Source organism: Kribbella sp. CWNU-51 (genome assembly GCF_054073265.1).
Window position 1 is genome coordinate 194,529 of the sequence record NZ_JBSXMZ010000013.1, and the last position, 12,213, is coordinate 206,741.

At 70.4% G+C, this 12,213-nt stretch carries 11 protein-coding genes; 9 read left to right on the top strand and 2 right to left on the bottom strand.

Annotation, left to right across the window (positions count from 1 at the left end; genetic code table 11):
* The first annotated feature begins 27 nt into the window (after positions 1-27).
* The 9 genes from ACXC9Q_RS17985 (at position 28) to ACXC9Q_RS18025 (ending at position 9,300) form a co-directional block, all read left to right on the top strand.
* Positions 28-1,287 (top strand): hypothetical protein, encoded by a 1,260-nt coding sequence (locus ACXC9Q_RS17985; RefSeq protein WP_457057712.1) that lies wholly within the window; start codon positions 28-30, stop codon positions 1,285-1,287.
* On the top strand, positions 1,284-2,285 hold the full coding sequence (locus tag ACXC9Q_RS17990) for a hypothetical protein (RefSeq protein WP_457057713.1): 1,002 nt from the start codon (positions 1,284-1,286) through the stop codon (positions 2,283-2,285). Before ACXC9Q_RS17985 ends, ACXC9Q_RS17990 begins: the two co-directional genes overlap by 4 nt.
* Positions 2,285-3,445 (top strand): glycosyltransferase, encoded by a 1,161-nt coding sequence (locus ACXC9Q_RS17995; protein WP_457057714.1) that lies wholly within the window; start codon positions 2,285-2,287, stop codon positions 3,443-3,445. Before ACXC9Q_RS17990 ends, ACXC9Q_RS17995 begins: the two co-directional genes overlap by 1 nt.
* Complete coding sequence (locus ACXC9Q_RS18000; RefSeq protein ID WP_457057715.1) at positions 3,442-3,876, top strand: hypothetical protein; 435 nt, start codon at positions 3,442-3,444, stop codon at positions 3,874-3,876. Before ACXC9Q_RS17995 ends, ACXC9Q_RS18000 begins: the two co-directional genes overlap by 4 nt.
* Complete coding sequence (locus ACXC9Q_RS18005; RefSeq protein ID WP_457057716.1) at positions 3,873-4,940, top strand: phosphotransferase family protein; 1,068 nt, start codon at positions 3,873-3,875, stop codon at positions 4,938-4,940. The genes ACXC9Q_RS18000 and ACXC9Q_RS18005 overlap by 4 nt, the downstream gene beginning before the upstream one ends.
* Positions 4,927-6,219: an O-antigen ligase family protein gene (locus ACXC9Q_RS18010; RefSeq protein WP_457057717.1), complete on the top strand. Its 1,293-nt coding sequence runs from the start codon at positions 4,927-4,929 to the stop codon at positions 6,217-6,219. Before ACXC9Q_RS18005 ends, ACXC9Q_RS18010 begins: the two co-directional genes overlap by 14 nt.
* Entirely contained in the window at positions 6,216-7,547 is a 1,332-nt protein-coding gene (locus ACXC9Q_RS18015) for an oligosaccharide flippase family protein (RefSeq protein ID WP_457057718.1), read from the top strand. The genes ACXC9Q_RS18010 and ACXC9Q_RS18015 overlap by 4 nt, the downstream gene beginning before the upstream one ends.
* Before the next feature lie 152 nt (positions 7,548-7,699).
* Positions 7,700-8,620: a hypothetical protein gene (locus tag ACXC9Q_RS18020; RefSeq protein WP_457057719.1), complete on the top strand. Its 921-nt coding sequence runs from the start codon at positions 7,700-7,702 to the stop codon at positions 8,618-8,620.
* A 14-nt stretch (positions 8,621-8,634) separates the two neighbouring features.
* On the top strand, positions 8,635-9,300 hold the full coding sequence (locus ACXC9Q_RS18025) for a sugar transferase (RefSeq protein ID WP_457057720.1): 666 nt from the start codon (positions 8,635-8,637) through the stop codon (positions 9,298-9,300).
* On the opposite strand, the gene ACXC9Q_RS18030 is transcribed toward ACXC9Q_RS18025, so the two are convergent.
* Together ACXC9Q_RS18030 and ACXC9Q_RS18035 are read right to left on the bottom strand one after the other, a co-directional pair.
* Positions 9,282-10,871 carry an MBL fold metallo-hydrolase gene (locus ACXC9Q_RS18030; protein WP_457057721.1) on the bottom strand — a complete coding sequence of 530 codons (1,590 nt, stop codon included), beginning with the start codon at positions 10,869-10,871 and terminating at the stop codon, positions 9,282-9,284. The genes ACXC9Q_RS18025 and ACXC9Q_RS18030 overlap by 19 nt on opposite strands.
* A 61-nt stretch (positions 10,872-10,932) precedes the next feature.
* Positions 10,933-12,210 (bottom strand): sensor histidine kinase, encoded by a 1,278-nt coding sequence (locus ACXC9Q_RS18035; protein ID WP_457057722.1) that lies wholly within the window; start codon positions 12,208-12,210, stop codon positions 10,933-10,935.
* Between the last annotated feature and the right edge of the window lie 3 nt (positions 12,211-12,213).

Genomic DNA, 12,213 nt, shown 5'->3' on the forward strand with positions numbered 1-12,213 from the left:
ACCCAGCAACGGACGAAGGGTACGACGATGACGATCGAAGAGATGTTCCGCCGCATCGTGCGGGCCCACCTGGGGATCATCCTGGTGTGCATGCTCCTGCCGGTCGCGGTGGCAGCGATACTGGCCGCGCAGCGACCGGATCCGTCCGTCGCCTCGCTGCGCCTGCAGGTCATCTCGGGCGCCCCGAAGTCGGCGACCGAGGCCGAGGGTATGAGCAGCAGGGTGCTGGCCCTCGCAACCACGCCCAGCCTGCTGCAGACGGCGCTGATGGCGGCCGACGGGCAGCGCGACGTCAACGAGTTCGCCGCCACGCATGTGGCGGCGCAGCGGCTCGGTGAGTCGTCGATCGTCGAGCTCAGCGTCACCGACGACGACCCGATCGCCGCCGGGAAGATCGTGTCGGCGCTGGCCACCCGGGTGGCGCTGTTCATGAACGACGGCGACCGATCCTCCTTCCAGGACTCGACGGCCAAGCTCGACGACCAGATCGCGGCCGCGACGGCGCAGCGCGACAAACTGGTCGGACAGTTGCGTGGCATCGCGGACGTGACGGCGCGCGCCGACCTCGGGGCACAGATCCAGTCGGCGAACCAGTTGCTCTCCCAGCTCACCGCCCAACGCGCCACGCTGGCGGTCGACAACGCGACCCGGGACCAGGTCGTCCTGGTCGGGAACAAGCCGGACATCCGTCAGGTCCAGACGTCGATCCTGCCGCAGCTCGCCCTCGCCCTGCTGTTCGGCCTGGTCCTCGGCCTGACCGTCGCGACCGTTCTCGAGACGATGCGGCCGCGCGTGAACGGCATCCGGGCGCTGGCCAGGATGTTGCAGGCGCCGGTGCTCGGCAAGGCGACCGAGGACCTCGCCTCACTCCGCAACACGATGGCGCTCGCCGCCCGCCGGCAAGGCGTCGACGCGGTCGTCCTGATGCCCGCGGACGACCCGGACGAAGACACCGTCGGCCACCTGCTGTTCGAACTGTCCGGCCATGCCCCGCTGGCGCCGCGAAAGCTGAAGAGCCCGTCGAACACACCGCCCGGTCTCGACGAGAACAGCCATCTGTTCGAGTTGGACGAGGCGGGCGGCGCGCCCTTCTCCGACGTCCGCTTCACCGGCCTGTCGGCGGTGACTCCGCAGGACGAGATGACGGCCGGCGTCGTGGTGGTGTCGAGCGGCACGGTCCTGCTGCGGCGGCTCGACGATCTCGACGACGTACTGAAGGCAGTGCGCTGGCCCGTGCTGGGCCTCGTCCACGGTCCGGCCAGGCGGCGGTTCGGCTGGTTGTCATGAGTTCCGAACTGCTGGACACCGCGGGTCAGCGGGTCGAAGTGCACGGCTCGGACGACGTCGTACGCTCGATCGTCGCCGCAGCGGGTGGACACGGGCGGGCGAGGCTCGCGAGCGCCGACCGGGCCGCCTTGGTGCTGTCGGTCGAGGACAGCCGCGAGCCGTTCCGGACGAGTGGATTCGAGCCGATCACCCGCGGCGCCTGGGCGAACGACAGCGGCGAGGTCGTGCTCGAGAGTGTCGGTGGGTCGGGCTTCGACCAGCGGTGGTGCGTCGACGTCGATGGGTTGCGCGTCACCTGTCGCTGGCGGCCGTCGTACCGCGAACTCGCGGCGGCCCGGCTCCTGCCCGCCCGCCAGCACGCGCTGCGCGGCCAGGTGCTGCTGCACTACCCGGCATTGTGGTTCGCGATGCTGCGGGGGTTCGCGCCCTTGCACGTGTCGATCGTCGAGGTCGGAGGCGTCGGCGTCCTGCTGGCCGGCCCGGGCGGCGTCGGGAAGTCGACGCTCGTCTCGCGGGCGCTGGCCGACGGCGCCCGCGCAACCTGCGACAACCTCGCGGTGTGCGATGGAACCACGGCGTACGGCGTCGCCGAGCCGCTACGACTGCTGACCGGTGACGGCCGGCGCGCATTCCACGGACGACGCGAGCAGGCGTGGACCCGTCGGGTCCGATCGCTCCCGCCCGAGCTGATCGTCGTACTCAGGAGGGGAACTGAGGAGACACCTCAGATCCGGCCCCTCACTGTCCAGCAGGCTGCGCGCGGAATCGTGGCCGGCACCTATTCCGCCGGGGAGCTGCGGCGGTTCTGGTCGCTGGCCGCCGTCGTCGGGTCGGCCACGGGATGCGGGCCGGTGCATCCGCCCGTCGAGCAGATCGCCATGTCGCTGGCCGAGCGCCTGCCGTGCATCGAACTGCAGCTCGGGCGCGAGCCTGGCCCCGGACTGGCCGAGCTGCTGAAGCATCCACTGGCGAGTGTCCGGACAGGCCGGGTCCGCTGATGGCCGGCTCTGAACGGATCGAGGTGGCTCAGATCGTCACCCGGTTCATCGCGGGTGCGGGCGGTGTCGCCCTGCGCGGCGTCCTGCCGCTCGACCCTGACCGCTACCACGTCACCATCATCACCGGGCAAGGCGGTCCGCTGGCGGATCGCGCCGAGGCCGCGGGCCTGCGGGTCCTGATCGAACCGTCCTTGGTGTCCCCGCTATCGCCTCGCGACGACCGCCGAGCGCTACGCCGGCTGACCGAACTGTGCGTCAGTGGCAAGTACGACGTCGTCCACACGCACAGCGCGAAGGCCGGTGCACTCGGCCGACTGGCGGCCCACCGGGCATCGGTCGGCCAGATCGTCCACACCTACCACGGCTTTCCGTTCCATGAGTTCCAGAATCCGTTGCGCCGTGGGGCTTACATCGCGATCGAGCGCCGGCTGGCACGGATCACCGACACCGTGCTGGCGATCGGCAGCGGAGTCGCGACCGAGGCCCTGCGACGGGGAGTCGCCACGCCGTCGAAGCTCAGGACGATCGCTCCCGTCGTGGAGGCGGTCACCGTGCCGAAGACCGCGGCATCGCGGGCGGCAGCACGCGCCGAGCTCGGCATCGGGCCGGACACGCCGCTGGTCGGCACCGTCGGACGAATCGATTATCAGAAGGCGCCGGAGCACCTGATCGCCGCGGTGGCCGCGCTTCGGCACACCGAGGCCATGGCCGTCTGGATCGGTTCCGGTCCCGGCGATCGGGAGGCCGCCGAGCTCGTTCGCCGCGCGGCACTGTCGACTCGCTTCGTCTTCGCCGGCGAGCGATCCGACGTTGCGCGCCTGCTGCCCGCCTTCGATGTGTTCGCGATGGCGAGTCGCTACGAGGGGCTGCCCTGCGCGGTCGTCGAGGCGATGCGCTGCGGCATTCCCGTCGTCGCGACGGCGGTGAACTCCGTACCGGATCTCGTGGTGCCGGGCGAGAGCGGCGTACTGGTTCCGCCTGGGCGTCCGGAGCTCCTCGCGGATGCCATCGACGACCTGCTGGACGACCCGGCCAAGGCCGACCGGCTGGCGGGGCGCGGCCGGATCTCGGCGGGCAGCACGTTTGACGCGGAAGGGCTGGCCGAGGTCCTCGACCAGGTGTACTCCGGCCATCGCCGGGCGGAGCTGGTGGCCTCGTGAGCAGCGCCCCGGCGGCTGACCAGGTCAGGGCGGTGCTGTCGCCCTGGTTGCAGCTGTGTCCACCTGGCACGGTCGAGATCGACATCCGGACCGGACCGGTGACGGCAGGGCTCTTACACCCTGAGCTGCCGGTGGTCCTGATGGATCAGCATCCGTTCAGCCGACGCCGCCTCCGGCGACTGGCGCGCGGACTCGGTGTCGTGGTGGAGCGGGAGTTCGTCGTACTCCCGAGCCTCGGCCGACCGATGGTCGTCATCGACGATGTCGAGGAGGCGGTCCGGCACTTCTGGACCGCGGTCGCCACCGTCCCACCCGGGCTCGCGCTCACCGCGCTGCCCGCGTCCGCACTGCTCGGCCTGGCCAGGATCGCGCCGTGGCGCTGGACCGGAGCCGGCGCGCCCGCTCGTGTCGTCATCGGGAGGCGACCATGACCGAGCTGCCCAGACCGTTCATTCCGCATCCCCGGTCGGTGCACGAGTTGCTGTTCGCGCCGGGCAGCAGGGGCGTCCTGCTCGCCACCTCACGCGATCCGGACGCCAAGCGCACTTTCGTCGTGACGCCACCGGCCGGGACCTACGTGGACGGCCCGGCCGGCCCGGTCGCCATCAAGATCCCGGTCACCGTGGCGGCGGCCTCGGCGATCACGCGGGAGACGCGGATGCTGGTCGCGCTCCGGGACGCGGAACTGGCCGGCCTCGAGCCGACAGTCCCCCGCTACCTCGAGACGCTGGACGGCGACGGCCTGCCCGCTCTCGTGTCGACGGTCGTGCACGGAACCCCGATGAGCGTCGCCTATCACCGGTGGCGGCACACCACCAGGCCGCGGCTGGTCGCCGAGGACTTCGCACTGGCCGGCGGCTGGTTGCGGCACTTCCAGACCGCGACCGCGGGCGAGCGTGCCCGCATCACCTGGGCGGCCGAGATGTCCGGGGCGATGCGGGAGCGCTGGTCCAGGCATCCCCGGCTCGAGGCCGCTCAGGTGCGCCTCGGGGCGGCGGATCGCCAACTGAAGAGCTACCGCGTCGCGCGCACGATGGTCCACGGCGACTACTGGTTCGGGAATCTGCTCGTCCGCGACGGCGCGGTCACCGGCGTCGTCGACTGGGAGAGCGGCAGCCCGGCAGGTTGTCCGCTGCGCGACCTCGTCCGGTTCGCACTGAGCTACTGCCTCTACATCGACCGCCACACCCGCCCCGCACACCAGGTGCGCGGGCATCGGGGGCTCAAGCGCACGGGATTCGGCGCGGGCATCAGGTACGGCTTGCTGGAAGAGGGTTGGCTGCCCGACGTCGTGCGCCTCTACCTACGGACCGGCGTCGACGCCCTCGGCCTGCCGTCGGCTCTCTGGTACGGCGCTGCCCTCGCCGGACTCGGTGAGATCGCGGCCACCGCCAACGACGACGAGTTCGCCGGGTCGCACCTCGATCTGCTGGCGGACCTGCCGTACTGGCCGCTGTCGAACGATCTGGGGGGCCCACGCGATGACGACGACTGAGACTGCGGACCGCACCGACGGGATCGGCATCCCGGCGCGCCCCCGCGGCGATCTGCTCGCGGCGATGATGGGCCTGACCACCTGCCTGCTCCCGTTCCTCGTGCCCGCGGGGCCGGGCAACACCGCGCCGGCCGACCTCGGCATCATGCTCTGCATCGTGCTGGCCGTGCTCTGGGCGGTGCGTGAGCAACTGCCGATCAAACTGCCGTACATCGCGGGCGTCGCCGGCCTCGTTCTCGGCGGGGCGTTCGCCTCGTTCGTCACCGACGCACCGGTCGGCGCCGCCCTGGTGCTGATCCAGGATCTGCTGCTGCTTGCCTGGGCGGTGTCGTTGGCGCTCGGCCGGCACAATCTCGCGATCGTGGGAGCGGTGACCCTGGCCTGGTGCCGGACAGCCGTCGTGTACTCGGCCGTGATGTCGGTTGCCTACCTGGTCGGCATCAATGCGCTCACCGGCGTCTCGGCGAAGGACGGCGTCCGGGCGTCGTACACGTTCGGCGACCCGAACCTGGCCGGCAACTATCTGGTCATCTCGCTGTTCGTGATGGCGGCGTGCCAGCATCCACGGTCGCCGGGAGTCCGGCGCCTCGGCTACATGGTGGTGCTCACTGCGATCGGCTTCACCGGTTCGAACGGCGCGATGCTCACCCTCCTGGTCGGTCTGGTACTCGCTTTCACGGTGACCGTGTATCGCCGGCAGGGCCCGCTGGCGGGCCTGGCCGCGCTCGCCGCCACCGCACTGCTCGCCGGCCTGGTGATCGCCTTCGTGATGCCCCGGGTCGACCTCGGGCAGATCCGTGAGCAGGCCGCGGGCAGTGTCCCACTGCTGCGTGACTCCTTCGGCCGCAGCGGGAACTCCAGCCATGAACGTGCCACGATCGTGCGTGAAGGAACGAACCTGTTCCTCGAGGGCGACGCCGCCGGCTTCGGTCCGGCCAGGACGAAAGCCACGCTGGCCGCGACCCAGGCGCCGTACGTGAAGGAGGCCCACAACGACTACCTGGCGACGCTGCTCGAGCGTGGACTGATCGGTGCGATCGGGCTGCTCCTGCTGGGAGTCGCCGTCCTGGTGCGCTGCATCCGGCTGGTCGTGGGCACGTTGCCGAAGGCCTATGCCGAACTGGTGCCCAGACCCTGGCTGCTGGCCATCATCGGGCCGGTGATGGCCACGGCGGCCGGCTTCTACGAGGTGCTTCATTTCCGGCATTTGTGGACCTGGCTCGGGCTGGTCGCGGCGCTGGTGCTGGCCATGCAGGACGAGCAGAGGAAGTCCTCATGATCCGGCCGCGACTGCGCTCCGGCGAGCTGATCCGAACAGTGATAGCGAACTGTTCCGCGCGGCTCCTGGCGATGCTCGGACTGACTCTCGCCACGGTCCTCGTCGCCCGGATCGGTGGACCTGCCGCGGTCGGCGAGTATGCGCTGCTCCGGATGATCCCTGGTCTGGTCGGCGTGCTGTGCGTCCTCGGACTGCCCGGCGCACTGGCGTACTTCCTGGCCGAACCGCGGCGTGAACTGCCGCGGCTGTGGCCGACCCTGATGGCGATCGGTGCCGCCGGAGCCCTGCTGGGAACGATCGCCTGGCTGGCCGCGGCGCCGCTGCTCGCCAGAGTCTTCTTCCCGAGCGAACCGGTCTGGTTGATCGCGGCCGCCGGTGCCACCGTGCCGACCCAACTGCTGCTGACGCTGGCGAAGACATCCCTGCAGGGGTTGGAGGACCGGCATGGCGGCGACGTCGTGATCGCGGCCGAGGAGCTCGCCTTCCTGCCCTGCTACGTCCTGCCGCTGATCGCCGGCGTGCACGGCCTCGCCGCCATCATCATCGGTCTCGGCCTGGCAGACGTCGCAGTCGCGGTCGACGGCTGGCGACGCGTCAGCCGCCGGCTCGGATGGAAGCGCCTCGGCCTCGCCGGCGACGGGCGAGGCTGGTGGGGCCGGCCGGATCGGGCTCTCGGCCGGCAGGTCGCCTCCTACGGACTCCGCGGACAGGTCGGCGGACTGATCACACTGCTCAACCTCCGGCTCGACTTCGCCGTCCTCGGCGCGATGGCCGGACCGGCCGTCCTCGGTGCCTATGCGGTCGCGTCCAAATACGCCGAACTGCTCAGACTTCCCGGGACGGCGTTGACCTGGGTCTTCTATCCACGGCTGGCCAAGCTCGAACCGAGTGAGGCCGCGACCGTGGCACGGCGGATGGTCCGGCCGGCTCTGGTCGGCGTCCTGATCGCGGCCATCCCGGTCGCGCTGCTGGCCGCGCCGGTGATGCGGATCCTGTACGGCGCATCGTTCGGCCCCGCCGTGACACCGGCCCGCGTCCTGGTCGCCGGGATGGTGCTGGCCGGCGGCTCCGGGATCGCGAGCGCCTATCTCTACGGGCGTGGCACTCCCGGCCTGAACTCGTTGGTCCTGGGCGTCGGCCTGGTCATCACTGTGGCGCTCGATCTACTCCTCATCCCGCACTTCGGTGCACTCGGTGCCGCCATCGCGTCGACCACGGCGTACCTGGCGACGGACGCGCTCTTGATCGGCTTGTTGCTGCGACTCAGCAAGCCCTCGTCCTCCCGGCACCGAGCGGCTGTCGCCGCGACCTCCGGAGGAACGCCGTGAAAAGCGCCGCGCTGATGATCTGCCTCGTACTGTCGATTGCCGGATGTTCCGGCAACCAGGCAGGCCCCGACCCGTCGGCGGCGTCGCCCGGCCTTGCCAATACGGCCACCCCGTCCCAACCACCTCGTCCGACTCCCGGTACGACGCAGGTCGTGAGCCCGGCACCCAACCCGGCGGACGACAAGTACGTCGCTCTCGCCGACGCACTGCATCACCGCGGCGTTGCCGTCTGGTGGGAGACCGATCTGGTAGCGCGCTGGCTCGAGGGAGACGCCGCGTTCCGCCAGGCCATCACCCGCCTCGGCGAACTGGCCAAGGTGCCTGGCACGGCCGGCTTCAAGATCTCCGACGAGATCGGGTACGGCGACGGTCTCGGATCGATCCCGCAGGCCACGGACTTCCTCCGCCAAGCCCGGGACGCACTGGCACAGGTTGCCCCGGGCAAACAGATTCTGGTGGACGCCGTCGTACCGGAGCTCGGCTGCCTGCCCTGGCGCGGAGGGAACCAGGAAGGGTGCGCCCAGCGGGTCCGCTCGAAGTATCCCGCCGCGACCGCTGCGGCGGTCGAGAGCTACCTTCGGGCCGGCCTGATCGACCGGCTGGACCTCAGCACCGGACTGCTGGAAGACAGCACCTACGCCAAGTGGGGGCTGACGCGACGTGAAGCGCAGACCGACGCGTGGAACCGTGTCCGCGCCCAGGGATGGGAGTCGCTGACGATCCTGCAGTCGCGCAAGGCGCTGGCCGACGCCGACGGCTATCAGGGGTCCGCGGGTCAGGCAAGTGACGATGCGGCCACCTATATCGACGTACCGGTTGGCGCCGGCGCGAAGGCGGTCGACATCTGGACCTGGCGCCAGCCGTACCAGGGCCGGACCGTCAGCCTGCTCGCCCCCGACCTCTCTGCCAATCCGCTCTGGTCGTCGCTCGTGCAGCGGCACCGCAGCGGGGTCCAGCTCATCACGCACATGACGCCGTCGACGATGCCCAGCGATTCGGCCGGCTACAACCGCGAGTGCGATCTCGCCGCGACCGCGTTCACCGCCATCTTCGTTGCCGCAGGCACCGGTTAACCCAGGGGGGACAGATGTCATCGAGTACTCATCGCCGGGCCATCGGACCGGCGCGCCGGCTGCTGGACGTGCTCGTCGCGGCGGTCCTGCTGCTGCTCGTGTCGCCACTGCTCGCGATCATCGCGCTCTCGATCCTGGTGACCAGCGGCCGGCCGGTCCTGTTCCGGCAGCCGCGGATCGGCGAGGACGGCCGTCCGTTCGTCCTGTACAAGCTGCGCACCATGCGGATGGTTGCCTCGGGCCCGGAAGTCACCGCGGCGACTGATGCCCGGATCACCCGTCTGGGCGCCTTCCTGCGCCGGACGGCGATCGACGAGCTGCCCCAGCTTTGGCACGTGCTGCGGGCCCAGATGACGCTGGTCGGCCCACGGCCGGAGAGCGCCACGCTGGCCGACAGGTATCCCGAGAGCTGCCGATCGGTGCTGCTCGCCCGGCCGGGCCTCACCGGTCCGGCGCAGCTGCAGTACCGCGAGCGTTCCGCCGTACCGCCGGAGGGTTGGACCGACGTCGAGCGGTGGTACCTGGACGTGCTCGTGCCACTGCGCGTCGCGGCCGATCAGGAGTACCTGGAGCGGCCGACGGTGCGCCGTACGTTGCACTACCTCGTCGTGACCGCGTTGTTCGTGCTCGGGCTCGCGGATGTCCAGCAGCCGGTGACCGGTCAGACGGCCTCTTCGTAGTCTTCCTCGGCCGGCTTGACCACGATCGGGTCGCAGCGGGCGTTGAGGCAACTCCCGCTGCTGAGGTCGAACTCGAAGTTGTGTCCGAGGCAGCGCAGTACGCCGTTCACCACGACGCCGGTCTCGGCGAGATCCTCGCCCGCGTGCGGGCAGTAGCGACTCACCTGGACCTGCTTGCCCTCGACGGTGATCTCGGTGGTCTCCTCCGGATCACGCGCCGTTTCGAACCGCTCGACCGCCCGCAACGCGGCACGATCGGCGTGCTTCAGCAGGCCGACCAGGTAGTCGTTGTAGCGATCCGGTTGCCGGCGGGCGACGAACCGCAACGACAGCAGGAGTTCCTCCCACCGGGTACGCCCGGTCACGACACCGTCCAGCCAGCGTCCGTCGAGCGTCAGCCGGTAGTCGGCGTGCCCGTTCCCGCCGTCGAGATCGACGACCACCCGGCCTGGACCGATGTGGGCGTCCCAGACTCCGCCGTACGGACCGGTGACGTCGAAGCGCAGCGTCATGCCGATCCGGGCCAGGAAGTACTCCGACAGGGTCCCAAGCGATTCCAGGTGGGTCTTGAACCGATCGGCCAGCCCGGGCCGCGGCTGGGGATTCGCGGCCCAGGCGGCCTCGATGGCCGGCCGCCGACGGGCGGCGTAGTCCGCCAGATAACGTCGCCGCTCGTCGGGGCCGGAGTCGAGTGAGAAGCCATCCCAGTGCGGATCGCGGACGACCTCGAGCCGGTCGAGCGCGATGCGATCCCCCGGCAGCAGGCGGGCTCCCGGCTGCGTGGGCATCCGGTCTGCGAGCCAGGCGAGCGCCTCACCCTGGTCCGGGAAGATCCCGCCCGGATGCAGACCGCTGTTCAGCTCGAAGAGGTCGTCGTCGAGGAAGCAGGGCGGCCCGGCGTACGGCATCACCAGCCGGGGCTGGACCTGACGGACCAGACGCGTGACGGCCTTGAACTTGCCGACCCGCTTGATCGTGGAGATCCGCTCCCGCTCGACCTCGTCGTACTCGTACCGGACCGGATGCCAGCTCGCTCCGGACATCTGCACACCCATCACGTCCAGCTGGCCATCGACCTCGGTCATCGCCCGGCGCGCCTGGGCGAGCGAGATCCGGGCGTCGTTGGTGTGCATCACGCTATGGCCGGAGATCATGAACAGTACGGCGGAATCGTGACTCATCGGGCACTGCTCGGGGATCACGGTGAGCCAGTCATGGTCGTTGAGCGGGTACCGCTGCCAGGCGTCGAGAACCACGATCCGGGTCCGGCCGATCGCGCGGAGCCGGCGCTCCATGATGGTCGAGGGATACCGCGGCACCACCACCGGAACGGTCTCGGGCAGACTCGCGATCAGGTCGAGGTCCAGGTGATCAAGATGCTCGTGCGACACGACCACCAGATCCACGTCGAGCACCTCCGGCGTCAGCAGATGCGCGTTGTCCGGAAACGGGAACCACGACCCGAGGAACGCACCGCCGGGCGACAACCAGGGGTCGGCCAGGACCCGGACCCCGGGCCCGTCGATCCGCAACCCGGCGTGACCCAGCGCTGTGACCATCGGCTCACTCATGTCACCAGGCTCCCGGCCCGCAACAGGCCAGGCATCCTCCGCCTGCACGAGCCTGCCTACGTCAGTCGAGCGAGGCCCGGCCGCCTGGGCTCGGGAGCCGGGTTTCGAAGGTGGCGGGGCCGGTGATGCGGATCGTGCCGTGATGACGCCGGACGACGTCGGCGACGATGGCAAGGCCGAGCCCGGTGCCGCCGGTGTCGCGGGAACGCGCAGTGCTGAGCCGGACGAAGCGGTCGAACACGCGGGCCCGGTCGCCCGGCGGGATCCCGGGCCCGTCGTCGGAGACCGTGAGTACGACGGCGCCGTCGGACTCACAGAGGCCGAAGCCGATCGCCGACCGGGCGTGCCTAGCGGCGTTGTCGGCGAGGTTGTGGATCATCCGCGCCAGCGCCGCCTCGTCGCCGTGGATCTGGCCCGCGGACACTGCGGTGGTATCGATCGTCAGGCTGGTCGCCGAGCGCAGCCGGCGGGCCTCGGCGAAGACCAGGTCGTCGAGGTCGACCGGCGTACTCCGAGGTTCGGACCCGGCCTCGTCGGAGCGTGCCAGCAGGAGGAGGTCGTCGACCAGGCACTGCATGCGCAGGTCTTCGGCGAGGACGGTCGTGGCCAACTCGTCGACGGTCGTACGCCCGGGATGGGCCTGGGCGACCTCGGTGTGCTGACGGATCGCCGCGATCGGCGAGCGCAGTTCGTGGGAGGCGTCGGAGACGAGGCGTTGCTGCGCCTCGTGCGATCGCTGCAGGCGGTCGAGCATCCGGTTCATCGTCGTCGCCAGCCGGCCGATCTCGTCGGCGCGCCCGGCCGGAACCCGGCGATGCAACTCCGTTGCGGTGATCTCGTCGACCTCGCGCCGGATCGCGGTCACCGGCGCCAGCATCCGGCCGGTCACCACCCAGGTCACGCCGGCGACGATCAGCAGCATCAACGGCAGTCCGGCCGCCAGGACGCGGCGGACGAACTGGGTCGAGTCCAGGACATCCACCAATGGCCTGCCCACCACGACCTCGCCCCCGGACGTGATCGATGCAGCCGCGAAGACGAAGTCCTCCCCGTAGCCAGGGGGCTCGACGGCGACGCAGTCGCTCCCGGGCGAAGCAAGCTTCGGATCCGCACCGATCACGTGTCCTGAGCGGTCGATCAGCTGCACCACTTCGCGACTGGTCGAGACCGGCCTACTGGCGGCCGACGGCGACGCCGCGAGCTGCGCCGCCCGGGCGCGTGCGTCCTGACAGACCTGATCAGTCAGGGCAGAACCGAGCAGCGCGACCAGCACCGAGCCACCGGCCACCAGGGCGATGCCGACCACCAGCACCGCCAGCAAAGTCACCCTGAATCGCACGGC

Coding starts and splice junctions, on each gene's coding strand:
- ACXC9Q_RS18010 (WP_457057717.1), top strand. CDS start 4,927: ATGACGACGACTGAGACTGCGGACCGCACCGACGGGATCGGCATCCCG.
- ACXC9Q_RS17985 (WP_457057712.1), top strand. CDS start 28: ATGACGATCGAAGAGATGTTCCGCCGCATCGTGCGGGCCCACCTGGGG.
- ACXC9Q_RS17995 (WP_457057714.1), top strand. CDS start 2,285: ATGGCCGGCTCTGAACGGATCGAGGTGGCTCAGATCGTCACCCGGTTC.
- ACXC9Q_RS17990 (WP_457057713.1), top strand. CDS start 1,284: ATGAGTTCCGAACTGCTGGACACCGCGGGTCAGCGGGTCGAAGTGCAC.
- ACXC9Q_RS18005 (WP_457057716.1), top strand. CDS start 3,873: ATGACCGAGCTGCCCAGACCGTTCATTCCGCATCCCCGGTCGGTGCAC.
- ACXC9Q_RS18030 (WP_457057721.1), bottom strand. CDS start 10,871: ATGAGTGAGCCGATGGTCACAGCGCTGGGTCACGCCGGGTTGCGGATC.
- ACXC9Q_RS18025 (WP_457057720.1), top strand. CDS start 8,635: ATGTCATCGAGTACTCATCGCCGGGCCATCGGACCGGCGCGCCGGCTG.
- ACXC9Q_RS18015 (WP_457057718.1), top strand. CDS start 6,216: ATGATCCGGCCGCGACTGCGCTCCGGCGAGCTGATCCGAACAGTGATA.